Below are 17,185 nucleotides of genomic sequence, written 5' to 3'. Positions count from 1 at the left end.
AGCCCCGGTATGAGTGAGGTTCAGAGGGTGGGCCGAGTATGGGTGGACCGCACCTCGTTCCGAAACTCTATCAGCGCTTCGGATGCGGCTGCTTGCTCCGGGGATCGCAACTTCGTGTCCTTGGTGTCGAAGACCTGATTAACCCATACGACGAGTTTGAAGCGGTAGTCATCCAGCGGTGCGAGCACCTTGGTGTCTACGTACAGCGAGGCGACATCGCAAGCATGCCGGAATTTGGCGAACAGCTCCTCGGAGTCGGAACTCGTCGGGTGCGTTCCATCTGACCTTGCTTGGGCCACAAGAGCGTTGGCAGCTTCGATGACGGCAGTGCTACTGAGTCGCGCTGTTTCCTCTAGACGGTCTAGCCGTTGCTGGCGGACCTCACTTCGACGCGAGCGCTCTGCGACGAGCGATTGAAGAAGAGTTCCGACGATCGCGATCGCGGCACCGCTCGTGGTCGCGATGATGAGGTTCCAGTCCATGTCCAGAATCTACTGTTTAGCGACTTCCGTCGGACGGTACTTTCATGTGCATGTTTGCTTCCGCCTCGCCGTGCGCCCGCGCCTCGGCGGCCTCGCGCGCCAGGCGCCGGCGGCGAGCCTTCACCCAGCCGGAGGTAAAGACGGCCCCGGTCACCGCCAGCACCACGGCCATCACCGCGATCACGACGGTGAAGGTCGCCTGCAGGGAGACCAGCGAGATCAGCGCCGAGGAGGTGATGATCCCGAGCGCGTTCGCGGTCCGCAGCAGGGCGAACACCTCGGCGCGGTGCTCGGGGGCGACGAGCCGGTCCAGCACCAGGGAGTAGTAGGTCGCCAGCGGTGCGAGCACCGCGCCGACCAGCAGCGCGCCGATGACGGTCGCCACGGCGGAGTGACCGAGTCCCACCACCGCGACGCCGAGCGCGGTCACGCCCAGCCACACCAGCACGGTGCGGCGGCGCGGCTCGCGGTTGTGGATGCTCACCCACACGCCGCCGGCGACCGAGGTCACGCAGATCGCGACGGGGAACAGCGCACCCCAGGCGGCCGGCATGCCGAAGGAGACCGCGAGGGAGACCGCGCCGATCTCGATCGCGGCGATGGAGGCGGCGCTCGCCCCGCCGCACACCAGCCACAGCACGATCATCGGGCTCAGGCGCAGCGCGCTGCCGCGCTGCTCGGGCCCGGGCGCGGTGGCCGAGGGGATCGACGGCAGCAGGAGCAGCGGCGCCGCGCCCAGCACCACCATCGCCCAGGCGGCGAGCTGCGGGGAGATCCCGCCGAGGCCGGCGGCGATCACCGGCGAGGCCACGAAGGTGACCTCGTTCAGCGTGGCCGCGATGCCGAGGGAGCGGGGCAGGCGGCTGGCGGGCACGAGGTGGTTCAGCACCGCGCGCAGCGTGCCGTAGGCCGCGCCGTTGACGAGTCCCGCGAGCGCCGCGCCCGCGACGACCAGGGCGAAGGGGGCGCCGAGCCCGGCGAGCACCGCGATCGCGATCAGCGCGAGCGTGCGCAGGCCGATGAGCGCGCGGACGAAGGGGACCGGGGCGAAGCTTCGGCCGAGCCGGGAGAGCGGGACCGCGCCGAGGACCTGCGCGATCGTCATCGCGAGCATCATCGCGGCCCCGGCGGAGGCGCTGCCGGTCAGCGGCAGGGCGATGAGGGAGAAGGCGATGGGTGCGGCGGCCTGCGGCACGGCGAAGGTCCCGTACGAGCCGAACCAGCGCAGCAGACGGGCCTCGGGCCGGGCGATCGCGGGGGTCGCGGGCGCGGGGGTGAGCGCGGTCATGGGGAACCTCCTTCAGGGCGCAGGGGAGAGGGGGCGGCAGGGCGCACCGGCCGCTACTGCGCAACATAGTGCGCAACGCCGGGGATGCGCAATATAGTTCCCGTCACCCCGGTCGGCGATAGGCTTCCGGGCACGGAACGCCCGAGCGACCAGGAGGCCCCGATGAGCGGTGGGATGCGCCCGGCCGTGGTCGAGCGGCTCGGCGAGCGGATCCGCGCCGCCCGCCAGGAGCTGGACCTCTCCGTGGGCGCGCTCGCCGAGGCCAGCGAGGTCTCCCGCCGCATGCTGACCCAGATCGAGCTCGGCCAGGCGAACCCCTCCGTCGCGATCCTCGACCGCATCGCCGCGGGGCTCGGCACCACCTTCGCCGCGCTGATGGGCGTCGGCGCCGACGACGCTCCCGACGGCGTGGAGATCTGGTCCACCGACTCCGGCAGCTGGGCGGTGCTGCTGGGCGCCGTGGACACCGACGCGCTGTCGGTCGAGACCTGGAAGTGGAAGCTGGTGGGGGAGGACTGCTACGAGGGCGGCTCCGGCATCGCCCTGCCCGGAATCATGCACCACGTCATCGAGGGCGCCCTCGAGATCGACGACGCCGACGGGCTGCAGGTGATCGAGGCCGGCGGTTCCGCCCGGATCGCCTCCCCGGGCCCCTACCGCTACCGCGCCCGCGACGCGCAGGCGGCCGTGTTCTTCTCCGTCGCCCTGCTGCCGCGGCCCGGGCGGGGCTGAGCATCCGGATCACCGGCGCCCGCTGGAGATCCGCGCCGAGGCATGATGGAGGGCAGACGAAAGGAGGCGCGATGGCCGGCACGATCTGGACCCTCGGCCACTGGACCAGCCCCGTGGACGCCGTGCTCGCGACACTCCGCAGCGTCGAGATCGACGAGCTGGTCGACGTGCGCAAGCTGCCCGGCTCCCGCCGCAGCCCCCAGTTCGATGCCGAGGAGATGACTCGCTGGCTCGGCGGGGCGGGAATCGGCTACCGGCGCTCGGCCGAGCTCACCGGGCGCCGCCCGAAGCAGCGCGATGTCGACCCGCAGCTCAACGCCGGCTGGCAGAACACGAGTTTCCGCAACTACGCCGACCACACCCTGAGTGCCGAGTACGAGCAGGGGCTCGAGGAGCTCGAGGCTCTGGCCGCGGAGCACCACGTGGCGGTGATGTGCGGGGAGCCGATGCCCTGGCGCTGCCACCGGCTGCTGATCTCGAACACTCTCGTCGCGCGCGGCTGGGAGGTCGTGCACCTGCGCACCGGCGCCGCCCCCGCCGAGCACGAGCTGGGGGCCTGGGGGGCCCGACCCATCGTCCGCGAGGACGGCACCGTGATCTATCCACCGGAAGCACAGGAGGAATCATGAGCACCGAGTTCGCCGTCGGCGACCACGTCAGCTGGGACTCCGAGGCCGGCCGTGTCACCGGCACGATCACGAAGGTCCACACCGCAGATTTCGACTACAAGGGCCATCGCCGACGCGCGAGCGAGGACGAGCCCCAGTACGAGATCGCGAGCGACAAGACCGACCACATCGCCGCGCACAAGGAGTCGGCCCTGCGCCGCCTCGCGGGCTGAGCTCCGCCAGCGAGCCGCAGACCCGGTGCTGCCGGGCCCAGCACGGCCAGTGCGTGGAGCGCGGGTTCTGCGCCCCCGAGGAGGAGCCTTCGACCACACGCTGCTGCGCTCGGAGCTCATCGAGCGGGAGTCGACGCGGGCCCGCTGATCCAGGCTGAGACGACCGGTCACGGAACGGTCACGGGGACCCCGGGGTGCCGGGCGCGACGCGGCGCTCTCCTACGGTGCCGATGCCCCTCGCAGGCGGCCCTTCGCCTGCGTCCCGCGGAGATCGGAGAGCACATGAGCGTCGATGCCGGACCGAGCACCTCGACCCCCGCGGTCGACCCGCAGGCGGCCTCCGCGCAGGCCGCGACCCGCGAGAGCCTCGAGGACTACACCCTGCGCTTCGCGCCCCGCTCCTATCGGCGCTGGGGGCCGGGCGTGGTCGCCACGAGCGCGCTGGGCGGGATCGCCTATCTCGCGGACTTCTCCATCGGTGCCAACATCGCGCTCGCCCACGGCACCCTGAACGGTCTGATCGGCATCGGCGTCGCGGCCGGGATCATCTTCCTGACCGGGTTCCCGCTGGCCTACTACGCCGCTCGGTACAACCTCGACCTCGATCTCATCACGCGGGGGTCCGGCTTCGGCTATCACGGCTCGGTGATCACCAACCTGATCTTCGCGTCCTTCACCTTCATCCTCTTCGCGCTGGAGGGGGCGATCATGGCGCAGGGCCTGTACCTGGGCCTCGGGATCCCGCGCTGGCTCGGCTACCTGATCTCCACCGTGATGATCTTCCCGCTGGTCATCTACGGCATGAAGACGCTCGCCCGGTTGCAGGTCGCCACGACCCCCGTGTGGCTGGTGCTGATGGTGATCCCGGTGATCTACCTGGTGATCTCCCATCCGGAGTCGGTGGAGACCTTCTTCGCCCACACCGGCGAGGCGGGCGAGGGCATCTCCTTCGCCTCCGCGATGCTCGCCGCGGGCGTCTGCCTGTCGCTGATCGTCCAGATCGCCGAGCAGATCGACTACCTGCGGTTCATGCCCCCTCGCACCGCGGCGAACCGGCGCGCGTGGTGGACGGCGACGATCCTGGGCGGGCCCGGCTGGGTGCTGTTCGGAGCCACCAAGCAGATCCTGGGCATGTTCCTGGCCGTCTACCTGATCTCCACCGTGCCCGGGGCCCGGGAGATCGCCAACGAGCCCGTCCAGCAGTTCCTCGTCACCTACGAGCAGCTGATCCCCGCCTGGCTCGCGCTCGTCCTGGCTGTGGTGCTGGTGGTCATCTCGCAGGTGAAGATCAACGTCACCAACGCCTATTCGGGATCGCTGGCGTGGACCAACGCCTTCACCCGGATCACGCGCCGCTATCCCGGCCGGCTGGTGTTCCTGGGCGTGAACCTCGCCATCTCCCTGGTGCTGATGGAGGCGAACATGTTCTCCGTCCTCAACGGGATCCTCTCCTTCTACGCGAACCTCGGAATGTCCTGGATCTGCGTCGTCGCGGCGGACATCGCGATCAACAAGTACCTGCTGAAGCTCTCCCCGAAGCATCCCGAGTTCCGACGGGGCATGATCCACGACTGGAATCCCGTCGGGGTGGTCTCGATGGTGCTCTCCGGCGGCATCTCCATCGCGATCTACTTCGGGGCGTTCGGCGAGGCCGTGCAGCCCTTCTCCCCGTTGTTCGCCGTCGGGATCGCCGTGGTGGCGACACCGCTGATGGCGATCCTCACCCAGGGCCGCTACTACCTGCGTCGCACCGACGACGGGATCGGCCTGCCGATGTACGACGAGGACGGCAATCCGTCGGGCGAGACGCTCGAGTGCGCGGTGACCGGCATGGAGTTCGAGCGCCCGGACATGATCGCCTCCAGGATCCCGGGACCGGACGGAGAGGTCCAGTACGTCAGCTCCCTGGCGCTGGCCACCGACCGCACCGGCGAGCACGTCCTGCCGAAGGAGTGAGACCGCATGCGCTTCACCCCCGGTGACACGGAGAAGCTGCTGCTCGCCACGGCCGGAATGATCGCCCGTGAGCGCCTCGCGCGGGGCGTGCTCCTGAACCATCCCGAGACGGTGGCGCTGCTGTCCTGCTGGGTGATCGAGAGGGCCCGCGACGGCGCGACGGTCGAGGAGCTGATGGTCGCCGGACGTGAGGTGCTGCGCCGCGACCAGGTCATGGACGGCGTCGCCGACATGCTCGCCGACGTCCAGGTCGAAGCCACCTTCCCCGACGGCCGCAAGCTCGTCACCCTCCACCATCCCATCGCCTGAGAGGACCCCGATGAGCCCGCACGACCCCGACCTCGTCGGCCCCACCGGCCCCGGCGCGATCCGCGTCCGCCCCGGGACGAGGGTCCTCAACGAGCGCCCCGACCCCGCGGACCGTGCCGAGCTCGTCCTCGAGAACACCGGCGACCGCCCCGTGCAGATCGGCTCCCACCTGCATCTTCCGGACGCCAACGCGGCACTGGTCATGGACCGTGAGGCCGCCCGCGGCTTCCGCCTCGACATCGCCGCCGGCACGTCGCTGCGCTTCGAGCCGGGAGCCTCCCGACGGGTCGCGGTCGTGCGCCTGGGCGGGCGGGGCCGGGTCCCCGGCCTGCAGATCCGCGACGGGAGTGCGCGCTGATGGCCCGGATCAGCGCGGAGCGCTACGCCGCCCTGTACGGCCCGACGGCCGGGGACCAGGTGCGCCTGGGCGACACCGATCTGTGGATCGAGATCGAGCAGGACCGCACCGTCGGCGGGGAGGAGGCAGTGTTCGGCGGCGGCAAGTCGATCCGCGAGTCGATGGGCCAGGGCGTCACCACCCGGGCCGACGGCGCGCCGGACACCGTCATCACCAACGCGATCGTGCTGGACCACTGGGGCGTGGTGCGGGCCGACGTGGGGCTGCGCGACGGTCGCATCGTCGCGCTCGGCAAGGCCGGGAACCCCGACGTGCAGGACGGCATCCATCCCGCCCTCCACATCGGCCCCTCGACGGACGTGATCGCGGGGGAGGGGCGGATCCTCACCGCAGGCGCCTTCGACACCCACGTCCACCTGCTCTCCCCGTCCCAGATCCACGAGGCCCTGGCCACCGGGATCACCACGATCGGCGGCGGCGGCACGGGCCCGTCGGAGGGCTCCCGCGCCACCACCGTCACGCCCGGCGCCTGGCACCTGGGACGCATGCACCAGGGCCTGGACCACCTGCCGGTCAACGTGCTGCTGCTGGCGAAGGGGAACACCGTCTCCGCCCCAGCGCTCGCCGAGCAGGCGCTCGCCGGGGCCGCCGGGTACAAGGTCCACGAGGACTGGGGCGCCACCCCTGCTGCGATCGACGCCGCCCTGCGCGCGGCCGACGAGCACGGGCTGCAGGTAGCGCTGCACTCCGACTCCCTGAACGAGGCCGGGTTCGTCGAATCGACGATCGGCGCGATCGGCGGCCGCACGATCCACGCCTTCCACATCGAGGGGGCCGGCGGCGGCCACGCCCCGGACATCCTCGAGATCGCCTCGCTGCCCCACGTGCTGCCCGGCTCGACGAACCCCACCCTCCCGCACACCGTGAACACCGTCGCCGAGCACCTGGACATGCTCATGGTGTGCCACCACCTCAAGGCCTCGGTGCCCGAGGACCTCGCCTTCGCCGAGTCGCGGATCCGTGCCACCACGATCGCGGCCGAGGATCTCCTGCACGACATGGGCGCCCTGTCGATCACCTCCTCGGACGCGCAGGCCATGGGGCGCATCGGCGAGGTGATCACGCGCACCTGGCAGGTTGCGCACGTCATGAAGCACCGGGTCGGGCCGCTCGGCGGATCCCTCCCCGCGGACAACGAGCGTGCCCGCCGCTACATCGCGAAGTACACGATCAACCCCGCGATCGCCCACGGCGTCGACGCGCACATCGGCTCCGTGGAGCCTGGCAAGCTCGCCGACCTCGTGCTGTGGGACCCGCGCTTCTTCGGGGTGCGGCCCGAGCTGGTGCTCAAGGGCGGCATGATCGCCTGGGCGGCCCTCGGCGACCCCAACGCCTCGATCCCCACCCCGCAGCCGGTGCTGCAGCGCCCCGCCTTCGGCGATGCCCTCGGGGCGCACCTCTCGGTCTCCTTCGTCGCGCCCGCCGCGGTCGAGGACGGCCTGCGCGAACGATTGGGCCTGGTCCGCGAGCTGCTGCCCGTCGCCGACACCCGCGCGGTGACCAAGGCGGACCTCGTGAACAACGACGCGCTCCCGCGCATCGACATCCGCCCAGACACCTTCGAGATCAGCATCGACGGGGAGAAGGTCGAGCCCGCCCCGGCGGACACGCTGCCGCTCGCCCGGCTCTACCAGATGTTCTGAGCCCGATGACCGTCCTCGCCTCCACCACGATCGCCATGCTGCTCGCGGACTCCCGCCTGCCCGCCGGGGCCCACGTCAGCTCCGGCGCGCTCGAGGCCGCCCTGCGCGACGGCCTCGACCCCGCCGCGACCGGCGACTACCTGAGCGGGCGCATGGCCACGATCGTCCCCGTCGAAGCGGGCACCGCCGTCGTCGCCCGCCACCTCGCCCGGCACGGCGGCGACTTCGACCGTCTCCACCGGGAATGGGCCGCCCGCACCCCCAGTCGCGCGCAGCGCGAGGTGACCCTCGCCCTCGGCGACGGGCTGCGGCGCCTCGCCGCCGGGCTGTGGCCCACCACGGTCCCGCCGGACGGTGCCCGTCGGACCCGACCGATCGTGCTGGGCCTGATCGCCGCGGAGGCGGGTCTCGACGCCGAGGACCTCGTGCGCCTGGTCGCCTACGACGACGCGCAGACGGTCGCGGCGGCCCTGCTGAAGCTCGAACCCGGCGACCCCCGTGAGGCGACCGCCCTCGTGATCGCGGCCTGCGCCCACCTGGAACCGCGCGTGGCGGAGCTCGCCGCGCTCACCGACCCGGCGCGCATCCCGTGCGCCGGGGCACCCCTGATCGACGGCTGGGCGGAGGCCCAGTCGCAGCTGCCGAGGAGGCTCTTCCGTGCCTGACACCACCCCCCACCGCTCTCTCCGCCTCGGGATCGCCGGCCCCGTCGGCACGGGCAAGAGCTCTCTGATCGCGACGATCTGCCGGGCGCTCGCCGAGGAGATCCGCCTGGGCGTGATCACCAACGACATCTACACCGACGAGGACGCCCGCTTCCTCCGCTCCGCCGGGGTGCTCGACGCCGAGCGGATCCGTGCCGTGGAGACCGGCGCGTGCCCCCACACCGCGATCCGCGACGACGTCACCGCCAACCTCGCCGCCGTCGAGCAGCTCGAGGCGGATTTCGACCCGCTGGACGTGGTGCTCGTCGAGTCCGGCGGCGACAACCTCACCGCGACGTTCTCCCCGGCGCTGGTGGATGCGCAGATCTTCGTGCTCGACGTGGCCGGCGGCGGCGATGTCGCCCGCAAGGGTGGGCCCGGCATCGGCCGCGCGGACCTGCTGGTGGTCAACAAGATCGATCTGGCCCCGCACGTCGGCGTCGACGTCGAGCAGATGGTCGCCGATGCGACCGAGGCACGCGAGGGGCGCGCAGTGCTGGCGCTGTCCCGCCACCGCGAGGACACCGTCGCGCAGCTGCGCGCCTGGGTGCTGGAGGTCCTCGCCGCCCACACCGCCGGCCACCACGTCCCCCAGGACCCGGGCCCGATGGCCCCGCACTTCCACGCCGACGGCGAGGAGCACACCCACGACCACGACCACCCGCACGAGCACGCCCACGCCCGATGACCCGCATCGCCGTCTCCAGCGCAGGCGACGGCCCGGTCCGGGTCACGACGACGCCCGGCCTGCTCCAGGCCCGCACGGTCTCCCGCGGCCCGGACCGGGCGCACGTCGCGCTCGTCGCCGGCGGCGCGATGCTCGTGGGCGGTGACCGCCTCTCGGTCGAGATCGAGGTGGGGGAGGGGTGCGCGCTCGACCTCGAGGACGTCGGCGGCACCCTCGCCTACCCCGGCGAGGGACGGCGCAGCGCCTTCGACGTGACGATCCGCCTCTCGGTCCGTGCGCGACTGGTCTGGCGCTCCCACCCCTTCGTCGTCGCGGACGGAGCGGCCGTGGACCGCACCGTCACGATCACCCTCGCCGACGGCGCGGTGCTGTGTCTGCGCGAGACCCTGGTGCTCGGACGCACGGGGGAGCGCGGCGGGGCGCTCCGCTCCCGGCTCCACGCCCGCACGGCCGACGGCGATCCCCTGCTGCTCGAGGACCTGGACCTCGACGGCGCCCGCCCGGTCGCCGGGGTACTGGGACCGCACCGGGTGCTCGACAGCGTGCTGATGCTCGGCGCGCGGCCGCGGGCCGCCCCCGCCGACGGAACGGTCGTCCTCGACCTCGAGGAGCCCGGCGCCCTCGCACGCACCCTCGCCCAGGACGCCCACAGCACTGGGCTGGACGCGCTGATGGAGGACTGGTCATCGCAGTGACCGCCGGGCCTGGAGGGCCAGGCACACCCGGGCGGCGCCCCCGCCCTCGAGCGGCACGATCCGGACCCCGGAGGACAGCAGCGCGTGATACTCGCCCGGTGACCTGACAGATATCCCCTCGCGTCTGGCGGACGGGAGGCGTACGGTGACCACCGTCCACGTATCGAGAGGAGTCGGCATGCCCACCGCGCATGCAGGGAGCGAGGCGGCCCGAGCGGCCTGCTCGGTCTGAGCCCGCGCGCCCTCGAGCGCGCCGCGACGACCACCCCCGACTTCTGCACGCTCCGATGGGGGCGTGCCCTCTGCGAGGACACCGCATGAACACCCTCACCGAATCCCAGCTCCGCGACGCCTTCGTCAACGCCTCCAAGGGCGAGGCGAAGCGCGCGATGATCCCCGACCTCGACCAGGTCGACTTCTCCCGCGTCGACTACTTCGGCTGGCAGGACGCGAAGAAGCCGCGCCATCACTACGTCGCCCTCGAGCTCGACGGGGAGGTGGCGGTGCTGCTGCTGCGCGGCCCGGAGAACCCGCCGGCGAAGAAGATGCTGTGCGCGTGGTGCGAGGACATCGTCGACGGCGTGCACGCGGCGAGCTTCGTCGCCCCGCTCGCCGGCGCGTCCGGCCGACGCGGCAACACCGTCGGCACCGCGATCTGCGCGGACTTCCGCTGCTCGCGCAACGTGCGCCGGGAGCCGAGCTCCTTCGAGCTCCGCTCGGAGGACCCGGCCCTGCTCGCCTACCACCGCGAGCAGAAGATCGAGGGCCTGCGCGAGCGCTCCACCGCGTTCGTGCGTAGCGTGCTCAGCCGCAGCTGACCCCCACCACGACGTCCGCCCGGTCGCGGGTCGCCGCGACCAGGCGGGCGTTGTCCTCGTCCGGTCCGAGCGCCCAGTCCCGCGCCGCCTGCGGCGACTTCCCGAAGCGCTCGTGCCGGGCGATCAGCCGCTCGTGACGCAGCCGCTCCGGCACCTCGACGAACCAGCAGGCATCGAGCATCGTCCGGACCTGCGCGAACGGCCCGTCCTCGAGCAGCAGGTAGTTACCCTCGGTGACCACCAGCGGCACCTCGGCGCGCACCTCGATCGCCCCGGCGAGCGGCTGCTCGAGCTCCCGCTCGAACATCGGCGCCCATACCGGCGCATCCTGCGGCCGGGCGGTGCGCAGGCGCTGCAGCAGCGCCACGTAGCCGCCGGCGTCGAAGGTGTCCGGCGCGCCCTTCCGCGCGAGCCGCCCCAGGCGCGCGAGGGCGACGTCGGCGAGGTGGAACCCGTCCATCGGCACCAGCACCGCCTGCGTGCCGAGCTGCTCGGCGAGCCGCGCGGCGAGGGTGGACTTGCCCGCCCCGGGCGCCCCGGCGATGCCCAGCATCCGTCGGCTCCCGCTGCGCAGCGCCTCGTCCAGCAGGGTCCGCGCCGCGTCGACCGCCCGCTCGGCGCTCAGCTCAGTGGGCATCGACCGGCTCCCCATCAGCTGCTCCGAGCTCCACCTCGACCACCTCGCCGCGCAGCGGCAGATGGATCAGCACCCGCGCCGGCGCGAGCCCCGCGGCCGCCAGCGCCTGCGAGTAGGTCGCCATCTGTCCCAGATACTTCTCCCGCACATGCTCCACCGGGTGATCGCCGGGGTAGCTCTTGTGGTCCACCAGCACCACCTGTCCGTCCGGCAGGCGCAGCAGCGTGTCGATCCAGCCCTCCATCACCTGGTCGTCCTCGTTCCACCAGGTGATCGGCTGCTCGGTGAGCTCCTCCGCGCCGGGCAGCTCGGAGGCGAGGAACCCCGCCCACGCCTGCCCGGCCTCGATCAGCAGCGACGGCTCGACGGCCCGGACGACCGCCCACCGCTCGACGAGCCGCGATGCGGCAGCCTTTCTCTGCGTCGCGTCGAGGTGCGCGAGCGGCATCGCGAGATAGGCGTGGATCGCTTCGCCCACGCGCTCCCACTGCGGACCGCCGCCGGTGACGAGGCGCCGCCCGATCCGTCGCGGCTCCGAGACCGTCCCGGCGACGCCCTCGGAGCCCACGCCGGAGGCCTGGAGGCGGGCGGCGACATGCGCCTCTCGCGGTCGCGGGCCGACGAGATCGCTCGCCGCGAGCGCACTTCGCCGTGCATCGAAGCGCTCCGCGCCCTCGGCGAGAATCCCGGTGGGGGCCCGCACCACGGCGGGCAGCACTCCGCCGCCCCGCACCGCGATCCCGTCGCCGCCGACGGTCCAGGACAGCAGCGGCGCGGCGTCCTCGTGCGCCGCGGGCGCGAGCATGTCCAGCACCGGCGCCGAGCCGTCGCCGCTGAGCACGGTGACGTCCGCAGCGCGGGTGAGGGCGACATACTGCAGGCGACCGGACTCCTCCCGCTCCCGGTCCGTGCGCCGCAGCGCATGCTCGGAGGCGGAGAGCCCCTTCTGCAGCGCGGCCTGCGAGGTCAGCAGCGCGGGCCAGTAGCGCGGGACCCGGCCCGCGAGCGGCGCGGAGACATCCAGCTCCACCGCCGGCACCACGAAGCCGCCCGAGGTCTGCGACCGTTCGCTCGGGTCGTGGTCGAGCATGACCACGACGTGCGGCCACTCCAGGCCCTTCGCGCCGTGGATCGTGCCCACCCACACCGTGTCCGGGGTGCCGGTGAGGTCCGGGCCGCGGTCCACCGCGTCCACCGCGATCCGCAGCCCCGTCAGCGTGACCGGGGCGGAGTCCGCGCGGGCCCGGTCCGCGTACTGCCCGGCCACGGCGCGCAGCGCGTCGAGGGTGCGCAGGCGCTGGTCGGGGGTGGGCCAGGAGCGGATCCGCTCGGGCAGGTCGAGGGCGTCGACGAGCGCGGTGATCATCTCGACGGGGGAGAGGGAGATGCACTGCGCGCGCAGGTCGCGGAGCCCGTCGAGCACCGGGTCACGCCACCAGTCGTCGAACAGCGCCCGTCGCGCCTCCCGGTCGGGCCGGGCGGCGAGGTCCGCGAACCAGGTGCCGTGCGCGGCATGGTCCGGGAGCAGGTCCACCAGCTCGGTGAGGGCGAGGGTGTCGCTGAGGTCGAGGGTGACCGCGAGCGCGGCCCGGACGAGGCGTCCCTCGCGGGTGGCGAGGATCGGCCGGCCCTCGCCGGAGGCGGGGATGCCCCGCTCGGTGAGCGCGGCGATGACGTCCTGGGCCCGACGGTTCGAGCGGACCAGCACGGCGACGTCAGCGGGGGAGGTACCCGGCTCGCGCAGCAGCTCCAGCACCCCGTCGGCGATCGCGGTCGCGTGCTGCGGGTAGGTGAGCTTCTTCGGCACCTCCGGCACCCAGGCCTCGAGCCGCCCGGGACGGTGCCCCGTCTCGCTCCGACGCGCCACCGCCTCCGGGGCCGCGGTGGTCACCACCCGCTCGCGCGGCAGCTCGGGGAACACCTGCGGGAACACCGCGGTGACGAGGTCGAGGACCGGCTCCTGCGAGCGCCAGGAGTGCTTGAGGTCCAGCACCTCCGCAGCACCGAGCCCGGCGGTGCCGGCCTCGATCCGCTCGATGATCCCGAGCATGAGGGAGGGATCCGCGTCGCGGAAGCCGTAGATCGCCTGCTTCGGGTCGCCCACCCAGATCTTGTCGTCGATCAGCTGGGACAGCTCGAGGAACAGGGCGAGCTGCACGGGGGAGGTGTCCTGGAACTCGTCGACGGCCAGGAGGTGGAAGCGGTCGCGGATCACCTCGCGGGCCCGTCCGCTGCTGCGCACCAGCTCGAGGGTGCGCACCTCCTGGTCGATGAAGTCGATCAGCCCCAGCTCGTCCTTGAAGCGCTGGTACGCCTCGAGGGACTCGGCGGCCGTGTCCATGACGAGCGCGATCAGGGCGCGCACGTCCTCCTGCAGGGCCGGGTTCGCCAGCAGCTCCTCGGCGATCGTCGACGCGACCCCGACCAGGGCGAGATCGACGTCCTTGCTGTACACGTACCCCTTCGCATCGGGGTCCCCGGCCCTGCCCTCCGCGACCCTCGCGATCCTCGCCCACACGCTCCACGGCGCCCGCTCGAGCCGCGCCACGTCCCGCAGCAGGCCGTCGAGGGTCTGCAGGCGCTTGCGCACGGTGCCCGCGCCCTTCTCCGTGAACGGCCCGTCCCCGGCCTCGGAGCTGCGCACCTGCGCCCACAGCCCCCGCACCGCAGCATCGAACTCGGACCGCCATGCCTCGCGCCGATCCGTCTCCGCGGCCGCCGGCAGCGCCGCCGCCCGGAACTCCTCGAACGACGCCTCCGCCCCGCGGCGCAGCGCCTCCGCATCGAGCAGGTTCGTCCGGGCCCGACCGGCGAGGTCCCGCACATGGCCCCTCCACGAGGGGGAGGCGCCCCAGGGGATCTCGGGCTCCTCCTCGCCGTCGTGCTCGGTGCGGGCCAGGAGGTCCGCGGCCCGGGCCCCGGCCTCCGCGGCGGTCTCGTCGATCGCGGCGCGGAAGGCGGCCTTCTGCCGGTCCTCGTCGAGCACCTGCACCTCGGGCGAGATGCCGGCGTCGAGCGCGAACTCCCGCAGCAGCTCCCCGGAGACGGAGTTGACGGTGCTGATCAGGGCGCTGTCCACGGCGCGGGCGGCGTCGACCTGCCCGGTCTCGAGCAGGGTGCGGCGCACCCGGTCGCGCAGCTCGGCGGCGGCCTTGGTGGTGAAGGTCGTCGCGATGAGCTGCGAGGGGTCGAGCCCGCGGGCGATCCGGTCGGCGATCTGGTGGGTGAGGGTGTGGGTCTTCCCGGAGCCGGCCGAGGCGTTGATCAAGGTGAAGGTCGAGGTCATCGGATCGCTCCCGTCGTCCCGCACAGCTGTGCGTGCTCGCTGGTCCCGCAGTGCTCCTCGACGAGGAGCCCGCCGGCCTCCCGCTCGGCAGCGCGCGCCTTCGTGACCGCTCTCGACCTCGCCGACCAGCTCGCCGAGGCGTCCAGACCCGTCCGCTCCTGCAGCTCCCGGCAGCCGCAGCGGATCCGCCCCGCGGCGACCTCGTCGAGCCGTGCGGTGACGGCGGCGAGCATGCGCCGCCAGGCCTCGCCGGTGTCCATCGGGGCGCGCTCGTGGGGGTCCAGCGCCGGATCGGCGGAGACGAACTCGCCGCTGCGCAGCAGGAAGTAGCCGACGTCGGCGGGCTGCTCGCCGGGGTGCTCCTGCGCGAGGGCCCAGGCGTAGGAGGCGAGCTGGATCGCCTCGGAGGTGTCGAAGAGGTCGCCGTAGCGGCTGCGGCTGCGGGACCACTTCAGATCCAGCACGGTGCGCCGCCCGTCGGCCGCGATCGCGTCGACGTCGCGGCTGCCGACGAAGGGCACGGTCCGCTCACCACCGGCCAGCATCAGCGTCAACGGCAGCTCGAAGCGGGTCTCGGTCCCGGTGATGCGCAGGCCCGCCTCCGCCGCCCCGGAGAACAGCGCCCCGACCGAGCGCACGGCCCGGTCGCGCACGTCCTCCCGCGCGGCCGCGCGTCCGGGCAGGTCGAGCTCGGAGGCGAGCTGGGGCACCAGACGATCCAGCACCTCGCCGATCTCCTCGGCCGACGGGGCGTCGAGCGGGGTGCCGCCGAGGCCCGGGTCGTAGCGCTTCTCGACCAGCGTCTCGACCACGGCGTGGACGAGGGTGCCGATCATCCGCGCACCCGTCGGCAGCACCGCGACGTCGGCGGGCCGCACGTCCAGCGCGTACTCGAGCGCCCAGTGGTGCGGGCAGGCGAGCAGCGAGGAGACCTGGGTGAAGGACAGCTTCCGCGGCAGCAGGTGCGGGGCCGGCGCGATCCGGTGCTCCGTCGGCGGCGCGGCGGGCTCCTCCTCCTGCGCCGGCGCCACGACCTCCAGCGACCTCCCCGCGAGCGTCCACCGTCCGTCCTCGATCAGCTCCTCGGGCCGCAGCCGGTCACCCGCGCCGAGATGCGCGAGCAGGCCGCTCGGCCCCGGCACCTCCTCGAGCCGCCTCCCGGGCAGCACGACGACGATCTCCTCGGCCCGCCGCAGACCCCGCAGCGCGCCATCGACTTGCAGAGCTGCATGCTGCGCGGGGAGAGCACGCGCCCCCCGCCCGCTGCGAGCGCCTCGACCTCGGCCGGGTCCCAGCGCTGTGTGCGAGGGGCGTCGTCGGAGCTCGGCCCCCACCACAGCACGGCGCCGCCGCGCACCTGAGCGGGAGAGGTGGTGACCTGCCGATCCGACACCTCCCGCACCGCGCGCGGCGAGGGACCGGAACCGCCGCAGCTGTCGATGACCTGCTGCAGCGTGCGCCTGGTGAGGGGCGCCTCGGGGGCGAGCATGCCGAGCACCCGCTGCAGCACCTGCACCTGGGTGAGGCTCGCCAGGAGATCCCCGTCCCCACGCCCGACGGCTCGCAGCCGCTCCGCGAGCCAGTCGAGCCGCTGCGCGATCGCGCGAGGCCGCAGCGCGTCCGCGGGCAGGGGGTCGGAGACGAGCCGATCGATGACCCGCGCGGCCTCGAGAGCACGCTCGTTGTCGCCCTCCGCGATCCGTGCGAGCGCCGAGCGCCAGGCAGGTCCGCCGACGCCGGGCTCGGCGCCGAGCGCGCGCAGCAGCTCGCGCCGGGCGAGGGCGGGCACGAGCCCGACGGGCTCCGACTCCGCCTCGGCGCCGGGCAGCACCCGCAGGTCCAGCAGCGCCGCGAGCTGGTGCACGTCCACGGGCGCGGTCGCGACGTCCAGGAACAGGCCGAGCACCTGGTGGTGGGCCCGGTCGCGGGAGGGGTCGACGGCGCCGATCGCGGGCATGCCCCGTCGGTGCAGCGCACGGTCCAGCACGTCGGTGTCCGCCGAGGCGAGCACCGCGGCGGCCGGGTCCGCGGCGAGGAACCGGGCGGCGGCGTCGGCCGCGGTCCACTCGTCCAGCGCCTCGAGCACTGTCAGGTCCGGCAAGCCGCCGACGGTGCGTGCAGGCTCACCGAGCCGCACCCCCGCCGCCTCCAGCAGCCCCAGCAGTCGCGGCCACATCCCCGGCAGCGCCTCCGGCTCCTCCGCGAGGGCGACCTCCTCGATCCCGAGCGGCCAGGCGCCGCCCGCCTCCTCGAGCAGCTCGATGACCTCGGCCAGGTCGTCGGCGCCCGACGGGGCGAGCGTCCCGGTCACCCCGACCTCCGCGACCCGCTCCAGCTCCCGCACCGTCGCGAGCCGCTCCGGCAGCGGCCCCTCGCTGCGGGCGGGCCGCCAGCCCGTCTCGATCGCAGCATCCCGCCAGCGCAGCAGCTGAGCGGCGGTGCTCCACGGATCCACCGCGAAGGACCGCGCGGGCCAGGGCTGGGGATGCTCCTCGAGCAGCCGCAGGTACTGCGCCACCCGCACCGCCGGCTCGACCGCGGGCCGGGTCAGCCCCAGCCGTCCCTGCAGCAGCTGCACCAGGCCGCGCGGTCCGAGCCGTGCGATGCCCGCGGCCCCGCCGCCGTCGGCCCAGGCCGCACCGTCCAGGGACCAGCCGAACTCGATACGCATGGAGCCACTGTAGGCGG

General features: G+C 73.2%; 17 protein-coding genes. 11 read left to right on the top strand and 6 right to left on the bottom strand.

What is annotated here, in order from left to right; genetic code table 11:
• Window positions 1-20 precede the first annotated feature (20 nt).
• Both RBL05_RS07665 and RBL05_RS07660 read right to left on the bottom strand, forming a co-directional pair.
• Complete coding sequence (locus tag RBL05_RS07665) at window positions 21-482, bottom strand: hypothetical protein (RefSeq protein ID WP_308740017.1); 462 nt, start codon at window positions 480-482, stop codon at window positions 21-23.
• Window positions 483-498: 16 nt separating this feature from the next.
• Window positions 499-1,770, bottom strand: a complete 1,272-nt coding sequence (locus tag RBL05_RS07660; RefSeq protein WP_308740018.1) for an MFS transporter — start codon at window positions 1,768-1,770, stop codon at window positions 499-501.
• Between the two features lie 162 nt (window positions 1,771-1,932).
• On the opposite strand from RBL05_RS07660, the gene RBL05_RS07655 reads away from it, so the two are divergent.
• From RBL05_RS07655 to RBL05_RS07605, 11 genes are all read left to right on the top strand, one after another.
• Window positions 1,933-2,502 carry an XRE family transcriptional regulator gene (locus RBL05_RS07655; RefSeq protein ID WP_126984973.1) on the top strand — a complete coding sequence of 190 codons (570 nt, stop codon included), beginning with the start codon at window positions 1,933-1,935 and terminating at the stop codon, window positions 2,500-2,502.
• 71 nt (window positions 2,503-2,573) lie between these two features.
• The gene (locus RBL05_RS07650; protein WP_318604247.1) at window positions 2,574-3,131 is read left to right on the top strand and encodes a DUF488 domain-containing protein; all 558 of its coding nucleotides are present in this window, start codon (window positions 2,574-2,576) and stop codon (window positions 3,129-3,131) included.
• A complete protein-coding gene (locus RBL05_RS07645; RefSeq protein ID WP_270407415.1) occupies window positions 3,128-3,343 on the top strand; it encodes a DUF2945 domain-containing protein in 216 nt (71 codons plus the stop codon). Before RBL05_RS07650 ends, RBL05_RS07645 begins: the two co-directional genes overlap by 4 nt.
• Window positions 3,344-3,625: 282 nt before the next feature.
• Window positions 3,626-5,299, top strand: coding sequence for a purine-cytosine permease family protein (locus RBL05_RS07640; protein WP_308740019.1), 1,674 nt, complete (start codon window positions 3,626-3,628; stop codon window positions 5,297-5,299).
• Window positions 5,300-5,305: 6 nt separating this feature from the next.
• Window positions 5,306-5,608, top strand: coding sequence for an urease subunit gamma (locus RBL05_RS07635; RefSeq protein WP_308740020.1), 303 nt, complete (start codon window positions 5,306-5,308; stop codon window positions 5,606-5,608).
• Between the two features lie 10 nt (window positions 5,609-5,618).
• A complete protein-coding gene (locus RBL05_RS07630; RefSeq protein WP_270407412.1) occupies window positions 5,619-5,966 on the top strand; it encodes an urease subunit beta in 348 nt (115 codons plus the stop codon).
• Entirely contained in the window at window positions 5,966-7,669 is a 1,704-nt protein-coding gene (locus tag RBL05_RS07625; RefSeq protein WP_308740021.1) for an urease subunit alpha, read from the top strand. The genes RBL05_RS07630 and RBL05_RS07625 overlap by 1 nt, the downstream gene beginning before the upstream one ends.
• A 5-nt stretch (window positions 7,670-7,674) precedes the next feature.
• Window positions 7,675-8,334, top strand: a complete 660-nt coding sequence (locus RBL05_RS07620) for an urease accessory protein UreF (RefSeq protein ID WP_308740022.1) — start codon at window positions 7,675-7,677, stop codon at window positions 8,332-8,334.
• Window positions 8,327-9,061 carry an urease accessory protein UreG gene (gene ureG / locus RBL05_RS07615; RefSeq protein WP_270407409.1) on the top strand — a complete coding sequence of 245 codons (735 nt, stop codon included), beginning with the start codon at window positions 8,327-8,329 and terminating at the stop codon, window positions 9,059-9,061. Before RBL05_RS07620 ends, ureG begins: the two co-directional genes overlap by 8 nt.
• Window positions 9,058-9,756 (top strand): urease accessory protein UreD, encoded by a 699-nt coding sequence (locus RBL05_RS07610; RefSeq protein ID WP_308740023.1) that lies wholly within the window; start codon window positions 9,058-9,060, stop codon window positions 9,754-9,756. The genes ureG and RBL05_RS07610 overlap by 4 nt, the downstream gene beginning before the upstream one ends.
• 317 nt (window positions 9,757-10,073) lie before the next feature.
• Entirely contained in the window at window positions 10,074-10,574 is a 501-nt protein-coding gene (locus RBL05_RS07605; RefSeq protein WP_308740024.1) for an FBP domain-containing protein, read from the top strand.
• Here RBL05_RS07605 and RBL05_RS07600 read toward each other — a convergent pair.
• Genes RBL05_RS07600 through RBL05_RS07585 form a run of 4 tightly spaced genes read right to left on the bottom strand, consistent with a single transcriptional unit; the run spans window position 10,561 to window position 17,168 of the window.
• Window positions 10,561-11,211 carry a nucleoside/nucleotide kinase family protein gene (locus RBL05_RS07600; protein WP_308740025.1) on the bottom strand — a complete coding sequence of 217 codons (651 nt, stop codon included), beginning with the start codon at window positions 11,209-11,211 and terminating at the stop codon, window positions 10,561-10,563. The two genes, RBL05_RS07605 and RBL05_RS07600, sit on opposite strands and share 14 nt — an antisense overlap.
• Window positions 11,201-14,497: a UvrD-helicase domain-containing protein gene (locus RBL05_RS07595; protein WP_308740026.1), complete on the bottom strand. Its 3,297-nt coding sequence runs from the start codon at window positions 14,495-14,497 to the stop codon at window positions 11,201-11,203. The genes RBL05_RS07600 and RBL05_RS07595 overlap by 11 nt, the downstream gene beginning before the upstream one ends.
• Window positions 14,494-15,639 carry a PD-(D/E)XK nuclease family protein gene (locus tag RBL05_RS07590; RefSeq protein WP_308740027.1) on the bottom strand — a complete coding sequence of 382 codons (1,146 nt, stop codon included), beginning with the start codon at window positions 15,637-15,639 and terminating at the stop codon, window positions 14,494-14,496. Before RBL05_RS07590 ends, RBL05_RS07595 begins: the two co-directional genes overlap by 4 nt.
• Window positions 15,573-17,168, bottom strand: a complete 1,596-nt coding sequence (locus tag RBL05_RS07585; RefSeq protein WP_308740028.1) for a hypothetical protein — start codon at window positions 17,166-17,168, stop codon at window positions 15,573-15,575. Before RBL05_RS07585 ends, RBL05_RS07590 begins: the two co-directional genes overlap by 67 nt.
• Window positions 17,169-17,185: the final 17 nt, after the last annotated feature.

Origin of the sequence: Brachybacterium sp. GU-2, from assembly GCF_030866705.2 — a bacterium.
GTDB lineage: Bacteria > Actinomycetota > Actinomycetes > Actinomycetales > Dermabacteraceae > Brachybacterium > Brachybacterium conglomeratum.
The sequence above is the reverse complement of the archived record's forward strand: the minus strand, read 5'-3'. Positions and strand labels throughout refer to the sequence as shown.

Bases quoted from the DNA above. Each gene is read 5' to 3' on its own strand.
- RBL05_RS07665 (WP_308740017.1), bottom strand. From the start codon at position 482: ATGGACTGGAACCTCATCATCGCGACCACGAGCGGTGCCGCGATCGCG.
- RBL05_RS07660 (WP_308740018.1), bottom strand. From the start codon at position 1,770: ATGACCGCGCTCACCCCCGCGCCCGCGACCCCCGCGATCGCCCGGCCC.
- RBL05_RS07655 (WP_126984973.1), top strand. From the start codon at position 1,933: ATGAGCGGTGGGATGCGCCCGGCCGTGGTCGAGCGGCTCGGCGAGCGG.
- RBL05_RS07650 (WP_318604247.1), top strand. From the start codon at position 2,574: ATGGCCGGCACGATCTGGACCCTCGGCCACTGGACCAGCCCCGTGGAC.
- RBL05_RS07645 (WP_270407415.1), top strand. From the start codon at position 3,128: ATGAGCACCGAGTTCGCCGTCGGCGACCACGTCAGCTGGGACTCCGAG.
- RBL05_RS07640 (WP_308740019.1), top strand. From the start codon at position 3,626: ATGAGCGTCGATGCCGGACCGAGCACCTCGACCCCCGCGGTCGACCCG.
- RBL05_RS07635 (WP_308740020.1), top strand. From the start codon at position 5,306: ATGCGCTTCACCCCCGGTGACACGGAGAAGCTGCTGCTCGCCACGGCC.
- RBL05_RS07630 (WP_270407412.1), top strand. From the start codon at position 5,619: ATGAGCCCGCACGACCCCGACCTCGTCGGCCCCACCGGCCCCGGCGCG.
- RBL05_RS07625 (WP_308740021.1), top strand. From the start codon at position 5,966: ATGGCCCGGATCAGCGCGGAGCGCTACGCCGCCCTGTACGGCCCGACG.
- RBL05_RS07620 (WP_308740022.1), top strand. From the start codon at position 7,675: ATGACCGTCCTCGCCTCCACCACGATCGCCATGCTGCTCGCGGACTCC.
- RBL05_RS07610 (WP_308740023.1), top strand. From the start codon at position 9,058: ATGACCCGCATCGCCGTCTCCAGCGCAGGCGACGGCCCGGTCCGGGTC.
- RBL05_RS07605 (WP_308740024.1), top strand. From the start codon at position 10,074: ATGAACACCCTCACCGAATCCCAGCTCCGCGACGCCTTCGTCAACGCC.
- RBL05_RS07600 (WP_308740025.1), bottom strand. From the start codon at position 11,211: ATGCCCACTGAGCTGAGCGCCGAGCGGGCGGTCGACGCGGCGCGGACC.
- RBL05_RS07595 (WP_308740026.1), bottom strand. From the start codon at position 14,497: ATGACCTCGACCTTCACCTTGATCAACGCCTCGGCCGGCTCCGGGAAG.
- RBL05_RS07585 (WP_308740028.1), bottom strand. From the start codon at position 17,168: ATGCGTATCGAGTTCGGCTGGTCCCTGGACGGTGCGGCCTGGGCCGAC.